This is a genomic window from Enterobacter cloacae complex sp. P38RS, from assembly GCF_014930775.1.
In the GTDB taxonomy this organism is placed as follows: Bacteria; Pseudomonadota; Gammaproteobacteria; order Enterobacterales; family Enterobacteriaceae; genus Enterobacter; species Enterobacter bugandensis.
Map to the genome: position 1 here is coordinate 363,363 of NZ_JADBRS010000002.1, position 13,262 is coordinate 376,624.

At 56.4% G+C, this 13,262-nt stretch carries 11 protein-coding genes and 2 tRNA genes; 4 read left to right on the plus strand and 9 right to left on the minus strand.

The features are described 5' to 3' along the window. Positions 1 to 28: 28 nt before the first annotated feature. The 5 genes from IM303_RS05180 to IM303_RS05200 all read right to left on the minus strand — a co-directional run bounded on the left by IM303_RS05180 (position 29) and on the right by IM303_RS05200 (position 5,173). Complete coding sequence (locus IM303_RS05180; protein WP_193359673.1) at positions 29 to 958, minus strand: NAD(P)-dependent alcohol dehydrogenase; 930 nt, start codon at positions 956 to 958, stop codon at positions 29 to 31. A 25-nt stretch (positions 959 to 983) separates the two neighbouring features. Beyond that, a complete protein-coding gene (locus IM303_RS05185) occupies positions 984 to 2,234 on the minus strand; it encodes an alpha/beta fold hydrolase (RefSeq protein ID WP_193359674.1) in 1,251 nt (416 codons plus the stop codon). 43 nt (positions 2,235 to 2,277) lie between these two features. Then, positions 2,278 to 3,147 carry an aldo/keto reductase gene (locus tag IM303_RS05190; protein WP_047727086.1) on the minus strand — a complete coding sequence of 290 codons (870 nt, stop codon included), beginning with the start codon at positions 3,145 to 3,147 and terminating at the stop codon, positions 2,278 to 2,280. Positions 3,148 to 3,199: 52 nt separating this feature from the next. Next, positions 3,200 to 4,444 carry a S9 family peptidase gene (locus IM303_RS05195; RefSeq protein ID WP_193359675.1) on the minus strand — a complete coding sequence of 415 codons (1,245 nt, stop codon included), beginning with the start codon at positions 4,442 to 4,444 and terminating at the stop codon, positions 3,200 to 3,202. Between the two features lie 66 nt (positions 4,445 to 4,510). After that, a complete protein-coding gene (locus tag IM303_RS05200; RefSeq protein ID WP_193359676.1) occupies positions 4,511 to 5,173 on the minus strand; it encodes a TetR/AcrR family transcriptional regulator in 663 nt (220 codons plus the stop codon). Between the two features lie 310 nt (positions 5,174 to 5,483). Here IM303_RS05200 and IM303_RS05205 point away from each other — a divergent pair, with 310 nt between their 5' ends. Continuing rightward, entirely contained in the window at positions 5,484 to 6,338 is an 855-nt protein-coding gene (locus IM303_RS05205) for an AraC family transcriptional regulator (protein ID WP_193359677.1), read from the plus strand. Positions 6,339 to 6,555: 217 nt separating this feature from the next. On the opposite strand, the gene IM303_RS05210 is transcribed toward IM303_RS05205, so the two are convergent. Together IM303_RS05210 and IM303_RS05215 are read right to left on the minus strand one after the other, a co-directional pair. Beyond that, complete coding sequence (locus tag IM303_RS05210; RefSeq protein ID WP_193359678.1) at positions 6,556 to 7,806, minus strand: integrase arm-type DNA-binding domain-containing protein; 1,251 nt, start codon at positions 7,804 to 7,806, stop codon at positions 6,556 to 6,558. Positions 7,807 to 7,967: 161 nt separating this feature from the next. Next, positions 7,968 to 8,043: transfer RNA gene (locus tag IM303_RS05215), tRNA-Asn, on the minus strand. Positions 8,044 to 8,049: 6 nt separating this feature from the next. Here IM303_RS05215 and IM303_RS22370 point away from each other — a divergent pair. From IM303_RS22370 to IM303_RS05225, 3 genes are all read left to right on the plus strand, one after another. Beyond that, positions 8,050 to 8,142, plus strand: a complete 93-nt coding sequence (locus IM303_RS22370) for a DUF5951 family protein (RefSeq protein ID WP_219358334.1) — start codon at positions 8,050 to 8,052, stop codon at positions 8,140 to 8,142. Between the two features lie 62 nt (positions 8,143 to 8,204). Continuing rightward, positions 8,205 to 9,659 carry a multidrug efflux MATE transporter EmmdR gene (gene emmdR / locus IM303_RS05220; protein ID WP_192987636.1) on the plus strand — a complete coding sequence of 485 codons (1,455 nt, stop codon included), beginning with the start codon at positions 8,205 to 8,207 and terminating at the stop codon, positions 9,657 to 9,659. Between the two features lie 103 nt (positions 9,660 to 9,762). Beyond that, positions 9,763 to 9,838: transfer RNA gene (locus IM303_RS05225), tRNA-Asn, on the plus strand. A gap of 142 nt (positions 9,839 to 9,980) precedes the next feature. Here the strand turns inward: IM303_RS05225 and IM303_RS05230 are convergent. Continuing rightward, complete coding sequence (locus IM303_RS05230; protein ID WP_192987329.1) at positions 9,981 to 11,747, minus strand: aminopeptidase P family protein; 1,767 nt, start codon at positions 11,745 to 11,747, stop codon at positions 9,981 to 9,983. A gap of 18 nt (positions 11,748 to 11,765) precedes the next feature. After that, positions 11,766 to 13,220, minus strand: a complete 1,455-nt coding sequence (locus tag IM303_RS05235; RefSeq protein WP_041909184.1) for an AMP nucleosidase — start codon at positions 13,218 to 13,220, stop codon at positions 11,766 to 11,768. Positions 13,221 to 13,262: the final 42 nt, after the last annotated feature.

Below are 13,262 nucleotides of genomic sequence, written 5' to 3' on the forward strand. Positions count from 1 at the left end.
CGGGTTACTGAGACAGGTCTGTAGCTGATTACATGATCAGCACAATCCGCCCGGCAGGCCGCCGGCCGAGTTCTGCGTTCCTGATGACAGTCAGCGCGTCGGTGAACGGAGCTTCCAGTCCAATGGATACATGGATTTTTCCTTCACAGGCCAGTCGGGCTATCTCCCGCAGGTTCCTGAATCCCCCTGTTGCGAACACCATCCGGTAGCGCCCTGAAATAAAGCCGCGCAGCATTCTGCCCGGTGTCGGATTAATGTCGATGAAGCGTCCCCCGGACTTCAGCATCGCCAGGCCATCGGCGACGTCGAGCGTGCCGAGCGTGTCGAACACCGCGTCGTAAGGACCATAAGCGGCGAAGGACGTTTTGTTCACGTAGGTAAAGGCCGGGCGTACACCGGCCAGCTCTACGCTTGCCAGCGAGGCTTCGCCGCAGGCGCCAGAAACCTGCGCTCCATAGGCCTGAGCTAGTTGCAAAGCACTGCTGCCGACCGCGCCGCTGCAGCCGTGAATGAATATCCGCGACTCGCTGCCTGCACACGCTGCGCCCACAATGGCCGCCCAAGCGGTAGCGAATGGAATGGGTAAGCACGCAGCTTCACTGAAAGACAGCGCGGCGGGCTTGGGGGCAACTAGCCTCGCGTCAGCATCGACGACCTCGGCAAACGCACCCTGCCTTTTGATTTCTACTGTGCCGAACACCTCATCGCCCACCCGGACGTCTGTCACGGCGGTGCCAACCTCGTCGACAATGCCTGCAAAGTCAGACCCCATGCCTTGGGGAAACCGGTTGCCAGTCACGAACTTCATGACGCCACGCCGAATCTTCCAGTCGAGGGGGTTGATTGCTGCGGCCTTCACGCGCACGCGGACTCGCCGGGGTTCGAGGGCTGGCAGCGAATATTCTGCAAGCGACATTTTTTCGGGGCCGCCGTAGCGGTTGAACTGGACTCTCTTCATGGATGCCTCGTAATGACAATGGTATTTAGAACGTCACCGCGTCGCGCAGCGCAATAGTGATGTCGATGTCTTTGCCTCTGGCAGCTGTCGGCCTTTCGCAGGAAGCATCCGCTGTCTGCGGCCTGCCCAAAACCGTCGCCATCACCGAGTTCTGCCAGTTGAAATAGGGATTGAAAGTCAGCCGCGCGTGGACTTTTCCCTCCTCACGATAGCCCCAGTCCGAATACCAGACAGGTACGCCTTGCTCGCAGGCCTGCGTGTCTTTTGCACTAAAGCCATTCAGGCAGATACGAATAATTCCGCCTTCGCCATACACGGGGTTGGCCGGGTCAAATGTCAGGCTCATGTGCGAGAACTGACTAATGCGCCATGCGGCGAGCCTGTCGGGACGAATCATAACGCGTTGCTTATCCACCAGACCGTCCGGTGCAACGCCGTACCAGATCAGGCGGCTGTCCGGGTGTGTGAAGCGCCGCTGGAAAACGTCTAGCAGATAGCCGGTGTCCAGCACGGAGTCATGCCCGGCGACCACCATAAACACCGGCCTGTCATAGGCCCGCTCGCGCAATAGTCGGCGTGCGTTGGCGCTGGTCCGGTAGAATTGTGCGAAACCGTTGGCCGGTATATTGAAGTATTTGACGGCATTCTGCATCGGAACGTTGCCGTCCGGCGTGATGAGCCAGGGCCTGATATGGGCTGCCAGTGGCGCAAGCCAATCGAATGGCATGCTCTTGAACCCTGGCGAAAACAGCACCAGCCCTGCGATTTCTGGATGGGAGTAGGCGTAGTCGAGAACCAGATTGGCGCCCGTGGAGAAGCCCCCCATGTAGACTGGTCCTTCGACATCCTTCTGCAATGCGTTGGCCTGTTCCCACACGACCTGCTGCCATTGCTCTACTGTGGTTTGTAACAGATCCTCAGGGCGGGTCCCGTGTCCGGGGAGAAGCACCGTTCGCACAAGAAACCCTTGCATTGCCAGCGGCTGGCCAAGGTCCCAGAATGACCACGGCGAGTCGCCCAAACCATGCACAAGCAATATTCCCTTTCGGGGACGACTGCCGTTCTCCGACGACGAGGGCCGCCACTCCTGCGGTGTATTCCACGTCAGTTCGACATCGTGATCGGCAAGCTGGAAGCTACGACTTGCCTGTATATGTTGGATCGCTTCTCGTCGATAGTCCTCGAAGCTCACTGCTGCAGCGGGCGGGGCGCTTAGTTTTACGCTTACGCAGCCGGCCAATATGCCCGCTGCGACCACGGCCGTTGCGAACAGCATAAAACGGCACCTCGGGCGACCCAGAATTCTGCGGCGAACCGGTTTAGGCCAGTTCGGCATGATCTTCATCAGTGAGCCGGATGCCGAGAGCGGCGACATTTTCTTCAAGATGTTTGACCGACCCTGTACCAGGTATGGCCAGCATGACCGGCGAGGACGCCAGCAACCACGCTAGCGCGACTTGGGCAGGCGTAGCACCGTGCCGCTTTGCCGCGCGGGTAAGCCGCCCATCGTCGATCTCGCCCATACCGCCGCCTAGCGGGAAAAATGGGCAGAAGGCGATACCTGATGCTTCGCACGTCAGCAACATGTTCCGATCCTCGCGCTTGCCGATATGGAAGTTGTTTTGCACAGCCACGACCGGAGCGATAGCGCGGGCCTCATTGAAATGCCCGATATCGACATTACTGATGCCGAGGTGGCGAATCAAGCCTTCTTCGCGAAGTGCGGCCAACGCCTCGAAGCGCTCCGCCAGCGACTCACCGTGGGGCACAGTCATCTCACCGATGCGCAGGTACACAAGGTCGAGGCGGTTTACGCCGAGGCTTGCTAGGTTCTCCTCGACAAGCTTGCGCATATCCCCACCCGAAGCGGGCCGGTGGCTGCCGTCTGAATTGAATACAACACCAACCTTAGTTGCGATCACCAAATTGGATGGATAGGGGTGTAGCGCGTCGCGAATGAGCGCATTGGCTCGTACTGTACCATCTGTGCTTTGGTAGAACTCGGCCGTGTCGATCAGGTTGACGCCAAGTTCAACCGCGCGGCTTAGCACTGCGCGGCCGGTCTCCGGATCGCGAGCCGGACCGCGAAAACCATTGCAAGGCAGTCGCATGGCGCCAAAGCCGAGCCTACTGATCGGTAGATCTCCGCCGAGATGGAATTCAAGGGAGGGTGTAGCCGATAAGTCCATGTCATGCTCCGATAAAATTTGAGAGGACCGAAAGGTTCAGCGAGATGCGCATTTACGCGCGCTCAAGCCGGTCTGCAATCCGGTCGAAAATGAGTTCGGTGGCCGTGGCGTAGCCTCCGATCTGGCAGTGCGACTGTGCCGTCGAAGATTCATCGAATAACAGATACTCTTTGGGGCAATTCAAGGCTTCGAAGAACGGCCTGGCTCCGTGGAAGACCTCGCCGGTGCCGTCCAGCACGAGCGTTTCGCAGGTCACCTGGTCTAGGATAGCCGAGTTGTCATAGGGCTTGAGTGCCTGCACTACATCCTTAATAGAGTTGGGTACGCCATGCTTCCATGCGTAATCGCTTACCAGATTCTGCAACTGCTTAGGAAGCTCGGCCAGCGGCCGGTCGGCGAAACGCTCCAGTTCCGCGATGATCTGACGTCCCCAACTGATATTGCCCGGATCAGTGATGCAGAGCTTGATGCGTTTATCGAACGCAGCCACGCGAGGCACCAGATAGCCGCCGAAGCTCAGGCCCATCAGCGCGATATTGGAGGCGTCTATCTCCGCGAATTTCTCGAGCGCGAAGTCGATCAGCGGGCTGACAACCTTCTCCCAGTCGGGGCGGAATGTCAGGTTGTTCATACGTAGTGCGAAACCCTGCCCAGGACCATCGTAGGTCAGGCAATGGATGCCCCGCTGAAGCGCACCTTCGCAAACCCATCGGGTGTCCTCGGCCCAGGTATCCCTACCCGGTGTGACGATGAGCAGCGGGGCTTTCTCGCCAGCATGAGGTGATCTGTAGAAATAGCCAGGTAGGAAGCTGCCTTCGTAGGGAATTTCGATGCGTTCGGCTGGATAGCCGGACAGAGAGATGTGTCGTTCATAGCACGATGCGCTGGCGATTGCGTACTCCTTCATACGCTTATCTTCGAAGTCGCTGAAGTACAGCAAAGCACAGCGCCAGTACGTCGAAGCGCGAAGGTAGGCGCTGGCCGCAGTGATGGACCTGCCATTTCTGTCCGCATCTTCGGCCCTGTCTTGCAACCGGGTTGCCAGCGCGGCCCAGGCACTGACCCAGGCCTCTTCGTCGCTGCCCCTGAGCTGGTGCACCACATCCATGACCTCGCCGAAGTCGGTCATGCCATAGGGCATTAAGCCTAGTATGTGCTTGACCAGCGCATCAAGCAGCACGTTGTCGTTGAAAAAACTCGGTTGTGCCCAGTGTTTTTTTTGGGGGCTGGCAACTTTTTCATTGACCGCATTCTTTTTGGCCTGCTCTTTACCAGTCTGACTAATTTGTGTATTCATACGTTTCTACCTCGATCCTTTCTACTGGTTGCTACGTGGTTAAAAAACGTGTCATTTCTTACAGTTCTAGTCCGTACGCCCACCCGCTGATGCGCCGTGAAGAAAGATTTGTACTGCATGACCAACGATTTCCTCAATCTCGGCATCGGACAATGATGGTGATCGAAGTCCTGATGCAACATGAAGCTTAGTGTTAGCGGCCACCAGACTGACAAAATGTTCCGCCAGCGCTTTGGCGGGGACGTCGTGGCCTAATCCTTTTCCCGGCTGCTGTTGCGCGGCAATCCAGACAGAAAGAATTTGAATGGCTTTGCCGTAGCTAACGTCCCACATAGCCCTGGCAACGTCTGGAAAGCGCCGGCCTTCATTGACCAGAAGTCGATGCAAAGCCAGTGTGCGCGGAGACAGGGCGGATCTCAGCAGTTGCTGGCCGAGAACTGGGAGTACCTTACTTGGCTCTCCATCCGCGATGTTCAGTTGCTCTAGCGGCTTGGCAACCTCGGTACATAGGTCGATCATTGCATGCCTGAAAAGACCTTCTTTGCCTCCAAAGTGGCTGTAAATGGTGCTTCGTGACCCGCCAACACGTGCAATCAAGTCATCAACAGCGACTGCATCAAAGCCCCGTTCAAGGAACAACTCGCTGGCGGCATCAATCAGGTCACGGACTCGTTGGGCTCCTCTGGCAGTCCTGTGCATAGGGGGTGAGGTTCTTTCGTTAGCTAACATTTCATTATTTCAGTCTGAATATTAATATGTACTGTACTATACAGTACATATGGTAAAGCGCAAGATTTGAGAAGAAATAAGAGCGCAATTAGACGGTCAGGCAGTGAATGCAATGTCTCACATAAAATCCATCAACTTTCGGGCCACAGCTTTAATGGCGACCTGAGGTTTATTTCCCTTTGCAAAAGGATATTTCACCGGGAATATAGCTGGTGTTGGGCTTCCTGTGGAATGTTTATTGCCCCTTGAGATGTAAGTGAAGCCGTAGTTACTCAGTGTTCTTGACACATACCAAGGCCACAACCTTACATTGCTGAATGGCGTGCGTCTGATGCGTGCTGACGGCGCGCTGGGGCCTACCCCCGTGTTGTACGAACCAGGCATTGTTATTGTCTGTCAGGGGCACAAAAGAGGTTACCTGGCCGACAGGGTTTACCACTACGACACATTGCACTACCTGGTGCTGTCAGTACCTCTGCCATTTTCAAGCGAGACAGATGCCAGTCCGGCAGAGCCTTTGCTTGCTGTGACCATTCGTCTGGATATGACAGCTGTGGTAGACTTGGTTATGGCTGTCGATCACCATGCCACTGCATCAGGTTCACCCGTTGGCATTGTCTCCACACCACTTGACAACACGCTGGCAGATACGACAGTTCGTCTTCTGAAGGTATTATTTTCACCACTTGAAGCGCGGGTTCTGGGGCCGGGGATTGTGCGAGAGCTCATTTTTCGTGTTCTGCTGGGTGAACAGGGCGGAGCCATTCGTGCTGCGCTGGCCTGTCATGGCAACTTTGGACGTATTGCGCGTACGTTACGGCGTATCCACCTCGATTACGCCCGGCCACTGGATGTGGCTTCACTTGCGCACGAAGCTGGCCTGAGCGTTCCGGCTTTTCATGCACATTTCAAAGCCGTTGCGGCGACTTCTCCCATCCAGTACATCAAGTCAGTGCGTCTTCATCAGGCGCGACTGATGATGATACGGGACAACGTTACTGCAGCAGGGGCAGCAGCGCGGGTCGGCTACGAAAGTGCGTCGCAGTTCAATCGGGAGTTCAAAAGACTGTTTGGTCGCAGCCCCGGAGAGGAGACGCGTAAAATGCGCACAGCATTCGCACTGATGGAACCTGCGCAACTCGAAGCAGCGACGGCGACACACTAATCTGCAACTGTCGATATTCATGCGCAAATGTTCACTGTAAATGTCCTGTAGAGAACCTCCGTAAAGAGGCTATAGTCTTTTTCAAAAGAAAATACCTTACAGGAGCCATTACTCCTTCGCAGTCATGGGATTTAAACTAAAAAAACCATATCAATTGACGCCGATATGGGGTTGATTTGTTACGCCAGATAGTTCATGAACTATCTGGCGTAATGCTTTATTTTCTGATAAGAAAATATGGTGGAACGTAGGCTTCACGGCATATATCCAGATAATCGGACCACCACTGCATCATCGCCTTGCGGGCTTCCAGATGTTCTGCCTTGTGAATATAAGCCATGCGCACGGTATTACGCTCCTGATGACTCATCTGGCGTTCTACTGCGTCCTTTGACCATAAACCCGATTCCATCAGCGCACTGCATGCCATCGCCCGAAAGCCGTGGCCACAGATATCCTTTTTTGTGTCGTAGCCCATCACCCGCAATGCCTTGTTAACCGTGTTTTCACACATTGGCTTATACGGGTTATGGTCGCCGGGGAAGACCAGTTCATTATTACCGGTGATATCTTTAATCTGTTTCAGAATGGCGATGACATGTTCTGAGAGGGGGACGATATGCGGCATTCGCATTTTGGCCCCGCGCCCGGAATAACGCACGCCAATAATGGGTTCTCGCGTCGCGGGTATCGTCCAGACCCGGTTTGTGAAATCAATCTCTGACCAGCGGGCGAAACGCAGTTCACTGGAGCGAATGAACACATGCAGCATCAGCAGGACGGCAAGCCGGGTAAGTTCGCGGCCCTGATGATATGCCTCAATACGTTCAAGCAGTTCAGGCAGCCGCTCCAGTGGCAGGGCAGGATAGTGCCGTCTGACAGGAGGTGTGGTCACGCCGCCAAGGTTTGCTGCCGGGTTCGTATCGATTAACCCCTGATGGACCGCATGGCGCATTATGTTACTCAGGTGCTGCCGCGTGCGGGACGCAACTTCCAGCAGACCTTTTTCCTCGATCCCTTTCAGCAGGTCAATGAAATGACGGGGTTTAAGTTCTGATACAGGCAGGTTCCCGATGACCGGAAAGATGTGATTGTTCAGGCTGGCAAGCAGACGGTCAGCGGTGTTCTGCGACCATTTCCGGTTACTTTTATGCCACACCAGCGCCACGTTTTTAAAAACTTTATCCGGTGTTCGTGAGTCACGTTCAGCAGCCCGCTGCTGTACCGGGTTGATGTTCAGCGCCAGCATTTTACGGACACCTTCACGCTGCTGTCGCGCCTCAGACAGGGAGATGGCAGGATAGGCACCCAGCGCAATGCGGGATTCTTTACCGTTAATACGGTACTTGAGATACCAGTGACGTGAGCCACCCGGCTTGACCAGCAGATACAGACCGTGGGAATCGGATACTTTAAAGGGTTTATCAGAAGGCTTGAGAGTGCGGATTTTCGCGTCGGTAAGGAACATATGGGGGTCACTCCATTATCGAACTAACCTGACCCCAGATTTGACCACCAATTTTTCCCGATGCGGAGGGTAAAATCAAAATGCACCGGGAAGACTTTTCACGCTAACCTATTGAACCAACATCATATAATGATTCGAAAGGATGCATGAAAACAGGAAATTGGCTCCTCTGACTGGACTCGAACCAGTGACATACGGATTAACAGTCCGCCGTTCTACCGACTGAACTACAGAGGAATCGTTGTGGAGGCTTATCTTAGCGGCGAAAAAACTTTTGTCAAACCTGATCTTAGGGAAAATCGACTGATTGCCGATTCTGTCGTCAGTTTGTTGTAAATACACACATCTTTTTCAGGAAAATACTTTGCAGGATTAGCATTTCTCCCCCATCATTTGAAATGGAGTTTCAACTATTCTCGCTAAGGTCCATTTTGAACGTCACTGCCCCTCTGCGCCAGGCGATCGTGCGCACGCCATGGTACGCAAAACGTAAAAGCTATCGTGTTCTGTTCTGGCGTGAAATCACCCCTCTTGCCGTGCCTATTTTCCTGGAAAATACCTGCGTTCTGCTGATGGGAGTGCTGAGCACCTTCCTGGTGAGCTGGCTGGGGAAAGAGGCGATGGCGGGGGTCGGGCTGGCAGACAGCTTTAACATGGTGGTGATGTCATTCTTTGCCGCCATCGATCTCGGGACGACGGTTGTGGTGGCCTTTAGTCTCGGCAAGCTGGATCCCAAACGCGCGCGCGAGGCTGCACGTCAGTCGCTGATGATCATGACCCTCTTTTCGATTGTTCTTGCGGCGGTGATCCACTATTTCGGTAAAGAGATTATCGATTTTGTCGCCGGGGAAGCCACGAACGAGGTGAAGGAACTGGCGCTGACCTATCTCGAAATGACCGTCTTAAGCTATCCGGCGGCGGCCATCGCGTTGATTGGCAGCGGCGCGCTGCGCGGGGCAGGTAACACCAAAATCCCGCTGCTGATCAACGGTGGGATGAATATCCTGAATATCATCATCAGCAGCGTTCTGATCTACGGCGCGTTCTCGTGGGATGGTCTGGGGTTCGTCGGGGCCGGGCTGGGATTAACCATATCACGCTATATTGGTGCGGCGGCCATCATCGGGGTGCTGATGACGGGGATTACCCCCTCGCTGCGTCTCACGCTTAAGAGCTACTTCCGGCCCTTTAATTTCGCCATTATCTGGGAAGTGATGGGGATTGGTATACCCGCGAGCATTGAATCCGTGTTGTTCAACGGCGGGAAGCTGCTCACGCAGATGTTTGTCGCCGGAATGGGCACCGACGTTATCGCCGGTAACTTTATCGCCTTCTCCATCGCCTCGATGATTAACCTGCCGGGTAACGCCCTTGGGTCGGCATCAACCATCATCACGGGTAAACGGCTCGGGAAAGGGCAGATAGGCCAGGCGGAGCGGCAGCTGCGCCATGTGTTCTGGCTGTCGACGATTGGGTTGACGCTGATCGCCTGGGGCACCGCGCCGTTTGCCGGGCTGATGGCCGCGTTCTATACCCACGAAGATGACGTGAAAGAGGTGGTGAAGATCCTTATCTGGCTCAACGCCGCCTTTATGCCCATCTGGGCGGCATCCTGGGTGTTACCTGCCGGGCTGAAAGGGGCGCGCGATGCCCGTTTTGCCATGTGGGTGTCCATGCTTGGCATGTGGGGGTGTCGCGTTGTGGCGGGCTATACGCTGGGCGTGGTGCTGGGCTGGGGCGTGGTGGGCGTCTGGCTGGGGATGTTCCTGGACTGGGCCGTACGCGGGGCGCTGTTCTACTGGCGCATGGTCAGCGGGCGCTGGCTGTGGAAATATCCGCGACAAAATGCCTGACAATTGCGCGAAATGGAGAATAATTCGGCAAACGATCGGAAATATGCATTCTGCCTTTGACATCATCGGGGAGCATCGATAATATGCGCCCCGTTCACACGATTCCTCTGTAGTTCAGTCGGTAGAACGGCGGACTGTTAATCCGTATGTCACTGGTTCGAGTCCAGTCAGAGGAGCCAAATTTGAAAAGCCTGCTTTTAAAGCAGGCTTTTTGCTTTTCTGCGTCAAGTAAATGCAAAACGGCAACCTTATTGCCGTTTTTAGTGTTTTCACCCTCTCCCGTGGGAGAGGGATGGGGTGAGGGCATCATACCGCACGAAATTACATACGAACCGGCGCCGTCGCCGCCTCCAGCCACGAACGCGCCTCGCTATTCACCAGCGGCGTCAGCGCCTCACGTACCTGCTGATGATACTCATCCAGCCACTGCTTTTCCTGCTCGCTCAACAGATCCAGCTCGACCTGGCTTAAATCAATCGGGATCAGCGTCAGAGAAGCAAATTTGCAAAACCCCGGACGGCTCTCCACTATCTCCACCTGGTTTTCAATACGGATACCGTGGCTATCGCCCAGATAGTATCCCGGCTCAATGGTCATGATGTTCCCTGCCACCAGCGGCCACGGGTTGACCTTTTTGGCGATGCGATGCGGGTTTTCGTGGATCAGAAGCTGGTGGCCCACGCCGTGCCCGGTACCGTGATCGTAATCCAGCCCCATCTCCCACAGCGGACGACGCGCGAAAGCATCCAGCTGGTGCCCCTGCGTACCGGAAGGGAACTGCAGGGTAATCAGCGACAGAAAACCTCTCAGCACGGCGGTGTAGTGCAGACGCTGCTGCGAGGGGACATTACCCCACGCCAGCGTGCGCGTGGCATCGGTGGTGCCGTTAGCGTACTGACCGCCCGAATCGTTCAGGTAAAAATGGTTATGGCCGATGGGCTTGTTGCTGGCCTCGCTTGAATGATAGTGGCACATCGCCGCATTGCTCGAAGAGGCGGAAATGGTCGCGAAACTCTGCTCGATAAAATCGGGCTGCTGTTTGCGAAATGCCAGCTGCTGCGCCTGCACTTCCAGCTCCGTTAGCGGTTGTCCCGCCGCCGCACGCAGCGGCACTTCGCGGCTCAGCCAGGCCAGGAAGTTGACCCACGCGGCGCCGTCCTGGAGATGGCACTCGCGATACCCTGCCAGCTCGACCGGGTTTTTGGTAGCCTTAATTAGGGTAATGGGATCGGTTCGCCAGACAATTTCACCGCGCGGTTCAATGGCAAAACGCAGGGCCACCGGCGCGGAGTCGGCATCAACCATCACCCGCTTCCCTTCAGCAAGTTGCTGACAGCGCTCAATAAAGGTGTCCTGTGGCGCAATCGTGAAGGCGTTCAGAACTGCATCAGGGAGTTCTGCGAGCTTATTATCGTTAACAAACCACTCAACGCGGCCGTCGCGACCGAGCAGGGCAAATGAGAGCGGTACCGGACTGGTGGGGATATCTGAGCCGCGCACGTTGAGCAGCCACGCAATGTTATCCGGCAGCGTAACGGCCAGGTAGTCAGCGTTGTTCGCGGCCAGCACGGCGGCAACGCGCTGACATTTGTCTTCGCTGCTTTCACCGCTTATCGCAACCGGCATCTCACGGATAAGCCCCGCCGGTGCGGCAGGGCGATCGGTCCATAAGGCGTCAAACGGTGACGCATTCAGCGGCACGAGCGCGCACGGTGTGGCAGACAGCTGCGTAAACTCGGTATTCGTCATCAGCATTGGGTCGAAACCGATGCGCGTGCCCGCCGCGACGTTGGCCGTCAGCCAGTCTGCCAGCGGCTCGTTGTGCAGATGGTGGATCTCAACCTCATCCATATTCACCTGAACGCGGGCCTGCACCTGATAGCGCCCGTCGACGAACAGCAGCGCTTTATCCCTCAGTACCAGCGCGACGCCAGCAGAGCCGTTAAAGCCTGTCAGCCAGGCCAGCTTTTCGTCGTTCGACGCGCAATTCTCGCTTTGCCAGGCATCGGTGCGCGGAACGATCATCCCGTCGAGGCTGTTTTCCTGAAGCCACTGACGCAGGGCAGAGAGCGGAGTAGGGGTGTGCATGGTTTTTCCTTATTGTTATTAGCGGAACGGCGGCTCGTTGAAGGTGCGCAGCTTACGCGAATGCAGTCGGTCGCCTTCCGCCCGCAGCAGGTCGATGGCGCGAATGCCGATCTGCAAATGTTCGGAAATCGCCCCTTCATAGAAACGGTTGGCCTGACCCGGCAGCTTAATTTCGCCGTGCAGCGGCTTATCGGACACGCACAGCAGCGTGCCGTAAGGAACGCGGAAGCGATACCCCTGGGCGGCGATGGTGGCGCTCTCCATATCAATCGCCACCGCTCGGCTCAGGTTGAAGCGCAGCGCGGAGGCGGAGTAACGCAGCTCCCAGTTGCGGTCATCCGTTGTCACCACCGTACCGGTACGCAGGCGCTGCTTCACCTCTTCACCCGGCATGCCGCTCACCTCTTTGGTGGCGTCATACAGCGCGCGCTGTACTTCGGCGATGCTCGGGATTGGGATATCCGGCGGCAGTACCGCATCCAGCACATGGTCGTCGCGCAGATAGGCGTGGGCCAGCACGTAATCGCCAATCAGCTGGCTTTCGCGCAGGCCGCCGCAGTGGCCAATCATCAGCCACACGTCGGGGCGCAGCACCGCCAGATGGTCACAGATGGTTTTGGCGTTCGACGGACCGACGCCGATGTTGATCAGGGTGATCCCCTGACCGTCGGCGGTGATCAGGTGCCAGGCGGGCATCTGGTGTTTTTTCCACGCCAGATCGGAGATGGCCTGCTCGGGCGCTTCGGTCTCGGCGGTGATCCAGATCCCGCCCGCGCAGGAGAGGGCGATATATGGACTGTCCGGATCGAGGATTTGGCTACAGCCCCAGCGAACGAACTCGTCCACGTAGCGGGTGTAGTTGGTAAACAGCACAAACGGCTGGAAATGCTCGGCGGGCGTGCCGGTGTAGTGGCGCAGGCGCGCCAGGGAGAAATCCACCCGACGGGCGTCAAAGTGCGACAGGGGTGAAAACTCTGCCGGGTGATAAATCCCGTCAGCCGTCTCATCGCCAATCTGTGACAGTTCCGTCGTTGGGAAGTGGCGGGTCAGTCCCGCGCTCATGGAGCGGTCAAGAGTTAGCGCCGAACCGTCAATCACGTACGGATACGGGATCTCGTGCTGCGAAGGCTCCACGGCAATGTGCGCGCCGTAATCCTGATACAACAGCGTTAGCTGCTCTTCCAGATAGGGGCGGAACAGTGCAGGGCGGGTGACGGTGGTGCTGTAGCAGCCGGAGTGGGTAAAACGGGCGTAGGCGCGGGTTTTCGGCGTCGTGCTTGCGCTGCCGTCCCAGGTCACAGAGAGCGATGGATAAACAAAAAGGCCTTCGTTTCTGGCCTTTTGATCGGGAAGTTTCCCCGTTTCGATGTATTCGCTGATGGCGCTGCGCAGCGCGTTGACGGACTGTTCATACAGCGCGTCGAGTTTTTCCAGCGCCTGAGCCGGGGTCAGGCTGGAGCCCTTATTATTCATCTCTGTCTCCTTGTTCCACAGGTGTGCGACTCTATCCGATAG

Bases quoted from the DNA above. Each gene is read 5' to 3' on its own strand.
- IM303_RS05185 (WP_193359674.1), bottom strand. From the start codon at position 2,234: ATGCTGTTCGCAACGGCCGTGGTCGCAGCGGGCATATTGGCCGGCTGC.
- IM303_RS05200 (WP_193359676.1), bottom strand. From the start codon at position 5,173: ATGTTAGCTAACGAAAGAACCTCACCCCCTATGCACAGGACTGCCAGA.
- IM303_RS05230 (WP_192987329.1), bottom strand. From the start codon at position 11,747: ATGCACACCCCTACTCCGCTCTCTGCCCTGCGTCAGTGGCTTCAGGAA.
- IM303_RS05180 (WP_193359673.1), bottom strand. From the start codon at position 958: ATGAAGAGAGTCCAGTTCAACCGCTACGGCGGCCCCGAAAAAATGTCG.
- emmdR (WP_192987636.1), top strand. From the start codon at position 8,205: ATGGAGTTTCAACTATTCTCGCTAAGGTCCATTTTGAACGTCACTGCC.
- IM303_RS05235 (WP_041909184.1), bottom strand. From the start codon at position 13,220: ATGAATAATAAGGGCTCCAGCCTGACCCCGGCTCAGGCGCTGGAAAAA.
- IM303_RS05190 (WP_047727086.1), bottom strand. From the start codon at position 3,147: ATGGACTTATCGGCTACACCCTCCCTTGAATTCCATCTCGGCGGAGAT.
- IM303_RS05195 (WP_193359675.1), bottom strand. From the start codon at position 4,444: ATGAATACACAAATTAGTCAGACTGGTAAAGAGCAGGCCAAAAAGAAT.
- IM303_RS05210 (WP_193359678.1), bottom strand. From the start codon at position 7,806: ATGTTCCTTACCGACGCGAAAATCCGCACTCTCAAGCCTTCTGATAAA.